At 68.1% G+C, this 3,845-nt stretch carries 2 protein-coding genes and 2 pseudogenes; all 4 read right to left on the reverse strand.

Annotation, left to right across the window (positions count from 1 at the left end; genetic code table 11):
- Positions 1-720, reverse strand: a pseudogene (locus VFM98_RS22575) (glycosyltransferase); the annotation flags it as partial.
- A 190-nt stretch (positions 721-910) separates the two neighbouring features.
- Complete coding sequence (locus VFM98_RS22580; RefSeq protein ID WP_325112143.1) at positions 911-3,163, reverse strand: polysaccharide biosynthesis tyrosine autokinase; 2,253 nt, start codon at positions 3,161-3,163, stop codon at positions 911-913.
- Between the two features lie 11 nt (positions 3,164-3,174).
- Positions 3,175-3,606, reverse strand: a complete 432-nt coding sequence (locus VFM98_RS22585) for a low molecular weight protein-tyrosine-phosphatase (RefSeq protein WP_325112144.1) — start codon at positions 3,604-3,606, stop codon at positions 3,175-3,177.
- Positions 3,603-3,845 (reverse strand): annotated as a pseudogene (locus VFM98_RS22590) (sugar transporter); the annotation flags it as partial. The gene VFM98_RS22585 and the pseudogene VFM98_RS22590, both read right to left, overlap by 4 nt.

Consider the following 3,845-nt stretch of genomic DNA (forward strand, 5'->3'; position numbering starts at 1 on the left):
CCGGATGACGCTGTAGAGCACCTCCAGCGTGGGATAGGCGCACAGCAGGACGCTCGCCCAGGGCGAAACGCGCGGATTGCGCGCCATCAGTTCCACCGAGAGCCACGCCAGCGTGAAGCCCGAGAAATAGGCGCCGCCATCCCCGAGGAACAGGCGCCCCCACGGGAAGTTCACCAGCCAGAAGCCCGCGACCGCGGCGCACATGATCACGGCGACGAGCGCCAGCGGCTGGTCGCCGACGGAAAAGGCGATGGTGGCGAGCGCCAGCAGGGAGATGATCACCGTGCCGCTCGCCAGACCGTGAAAGCCGTCGATGATGTTGATCGCGTTGGTCACGCCGCCCACCGCGAAAGCCGTGAACAGGACGGTGACCGGCCAGATGGCGAGCAGGTTGTCGGCCATCGGCAGGTCGATCCGGCTGATGCCGTAGCCGCTCCACACCGTCGCCAGCGCGCCGCTGCCCATCGTGAGGAACAGGCGGGTGCGCACGCTCACGCGCTTGGTGACGTCTTCCAGCAGGCCCACCAGCAGGGCGGGCATGCCGGCCAGCAGGACGGTGCCGAGCAGCGCGCCTTCGCTCGGGCCCGGCAGCACGATCCAGGCGGCGGTGGCCGCGACGTAGATGGCGATGCCGCCCACGCGCGGCGTCGGGTGGAGATGGACCTTCTGGACGGCACCGGGCAGGTCCATCGTGAGGTGGCCGTGCTTGTGGGCGCTCATCACGAGCGCCTGGGCTATCACGAACGACAAGGAAAGCGTCACCGCGACCAGCGCGGGCCAACCCAATGAAAGCACCACGTGTTCCTCCTGTTTCCCTCAGGATCGGACCGTCAGCTCGGAAGCGCTGCCCGGGTGGGCGCGCTTCTCCTCTAGTTCTTAGTGTTCGACTCGGGCCGCGGACTGCTTGCGGTTACTTCCCGGCGGAATACGCGTACTGCTTGTAGCGGTAGCCCCCATACTTGTATGCATAGCTGCCGTAGTGGCGCCGGCTCATGTCCAGCGCATTCAGCAGAACGCCCGTGACGGCCTTGCCCGCCTGGGAAAGCCGCTTCGCGGATTCGAGGAGCTCGCCGGTCTGCGATTCGCCCGCGCGGGCGACGAGCAGCACCGTGCCGGCGAGGTTCGCGATGGCGGGCGTGTCGGCCGCCACCAGCACCGGCGGCGTATCGATGATCACGTAGGCGTATTCGTCGGAGAGGTGCTGCAGCAGATTCGCGAAGGCGCCGCTCATGAGGAGCTCTGCCGGATTGGGCGGCACCATGCCGGTGGCGAGCAGGTCGAGATTGGGCAGCACCTCGCGGTGGATCGCCTCCTGCACCGGCAGCACGCCGGCCAGCACCTCCGACAGGCCGTGCTGGCGCGACAGGCCGAAGTACTGGTTCAGGTGGCCCTTGCGCATGTCGGCGTCGATCAGCAGCACGCGCCTGCCGCTGTTGGCCAGCACCGCGGCGAAGTTGGAAGAGACGAAGCTCTTGCCGACGCTGGGCGTGGCGCCGGTGATCAGGATGCGGTTGGAGCCGGATTCCAGCGCGGCGAACTGCAGCGCGGTGCGCAGGCTGCGCAGGCTTTCGATGGCGGGATCGTCCGGCACCAGGGACGCGAGCACGTGCACGCCGGGCTTCTTCTCCGCCGACTTGCGCGCGAGTTCACCCTGCATGGGGCTCAGCGGAATCGTGCTGTACACGTTGAGGCCGGCGTCGGCCTCGATTTCTTGCGCGCTGCGGATGCCGCGGAAGAAGGAGTTGCGCAGCAGCGCCAGCAGTGCACCGGCCACCAGGCCAGCCAGGGCCGCGGCGCCCAGGATCGCCGGGCGGTTGGGCCCCACCGGCTCCTCCGGCCGGGTGGCCTGGTCGATCACGCGCACGTTGCCGATCTTGCCTTCGCGCACCAGCTGCAACTGCAAGGCGTCGTTGCGCATCTGCTGGTACAGCTCGTTCGTCATCTTCACGTCGCGCTCGAGGCGCAACGCATCCTGCTGCACGGCGGGCATCTTGCGGATGCTGGAGTTGGCGCGAGCGAGCTCCTCCCGCCAGGCCTGCAGCTGCGAGTCGAGCATGCGGACGGCCGGATGGTCCGCGGTGAAGCGCGTGAGGAGCTCGCGGCGCTTCTGCTCGGCCTCGAACATCTTGGCTTCGATGTCCACCGTCCGGCCCAGCGCGATCTTGGCTTCCTCGTCCAGCGCCACCGAGCCCTGCTGGTTGCGATAGCGGGTGTACTGCTCTTCGGCCTGGCTCAGTTGCTTCTTGAACTGCGGCAGCTGCACGTTCAGGAAGGCGAGCGTCTTCTCGGCCTCCGCGGCCTTGCGCTCCACGTTCTGGCGCACGTACTGCGCGCCGATCTCGTTGAGCACCACGGTCAGTTCGTCGGGGTCGGAGCCGCGCAGGCTCACGTCCATGATGCCGGACTGGCGCCCCTTCTCGGCCAGCCTCAGGGTCTGCTGCAATTCATTGATCGCCGACAGGCGAGAGCGGCGCAGCACCTCGAACTCCGCGCCCGGCTTGCCCATCAGCGAAGCCACCGTGAGCTCGACGCGGCCCAGCGGCGTGTTGGCGACCAGCGGCTCGCCGACGCGCCCATGCAGTTCTTCCGCGAGCTTGGGGTGCGTGAGCGTGTACTGCCCCTCGCCCTCGGCGATCAGGCGAAACGGCGTGCCTTCGAGCTGGCGCGGCACCACCAGTGCCGGCACGGAAATCGACTCGGTGCCCGTCACGTAGCCGGGAAGCCCCAGGAACCCGGGCTCGGAGAGGCCGTTCGCGCGGCGTGCCAGCGCTGCGCCGACGATGGGCAGGTAGCGCGGTTGCGCCTCGATGTAGAGGCGGGCGTTGTCCACCGCCTTGCCGATCACGAGGCGCGAACGCAGGATCTCCAGTTCGGCCGTGGTGGCTGTCTTCACGTCCACCAGGCTGGCGGCCTCGCCGAGCAGGCTCTTCGTGTTGTTGGCGCTGTCCTCCACCTGCACCAGCAGGTTGGCCTCGTAGATCGGACGCGCCAGGTAGGCGTACGTTCCCCCCGCCGTCACCGCGAGCGCCGCGACGGCGGCGACCAGCCATCGGTTGTCGACGATGATGTCCCAGTATTCGACGAGGTTGATGCCGCGTTCCTCTTCGCGCGCGGCGCCGGAAGCGGGCATCAACTGCGTATGGAGCGGGTGGGGAGCGTTCATGATGCGGCCAATCAGAGTCTGCGGATGCGCTGCACCCATGAGGTCACGCCCTCATCGATGAGCTTCAATGCGTGTCGAAAGACCGGCTCCGGTTGCCGGTAGGGATCCGGGATGTCGCGGTCGGCGTGCTCGCCCAGGCGGAACACGCGGCCGCAGATTTCGGGATACAGCGACTCGAGTTCGCGCCGCTGCTCCCGGCTCATGACGAACACCATGTCGGACTCCACGCACATCCTGCGCGTGATCTGCATGGCGCGGTGCCCCGAGATGTCCAGCCCGCGCTCGCGCAACAGGTCGACCGCGATCTCGTCCGCGGGCGCGCCCACGAGCGCGTTCAGGCCCGCGGACTGGACGCGCCAGCCCTGCAGCTGCGCCGCGAGCAGGCCCTGCGCCATCGGGCTGCGGCACACGTTGCCTATGCAGACGACCAGCAGCGTGTTCACGGGGCGACCGCGTTCCTTCCTGCATTCAGCGCCTGCGCACTCGGCAGGATCAGGCTGATGATGCGGTTCCACTGCACCAGGGGGACCGAGTCCACGTACACGACGTCGCGCGGCTGCAGGTAGAAGCTGTCGGCCAGGGCGAGCGCGCTGGGGCTGCTTGCGTCGAGGTGGAACAGCGCGGGAGTCTCCTGCCCCACGTTGCGGATCACGTAGATCTGTCCGGGGTCGGAGGTGCTCAG

The sequence above is a fragment of the Ramlibacter sp. genome, from assembly GCF_035706265.1.
Taxonomy (GTDB): Bacteria; Pseudomonadota; Gammaproteobacteria; order Burkholderiales; family Burkholderiaceae_C; genus Ramlibacter.

What these genes read in the sequence shown, in the direction of transcription:
- VFM98_RS22580 (WP_325112143.1), bottom strand. Translation starts at nt 3,163, where the DNA reads ATGAACGCTCCCCACCCGCTCCATACGCAGTTGATGCCCGCTTCCGGC.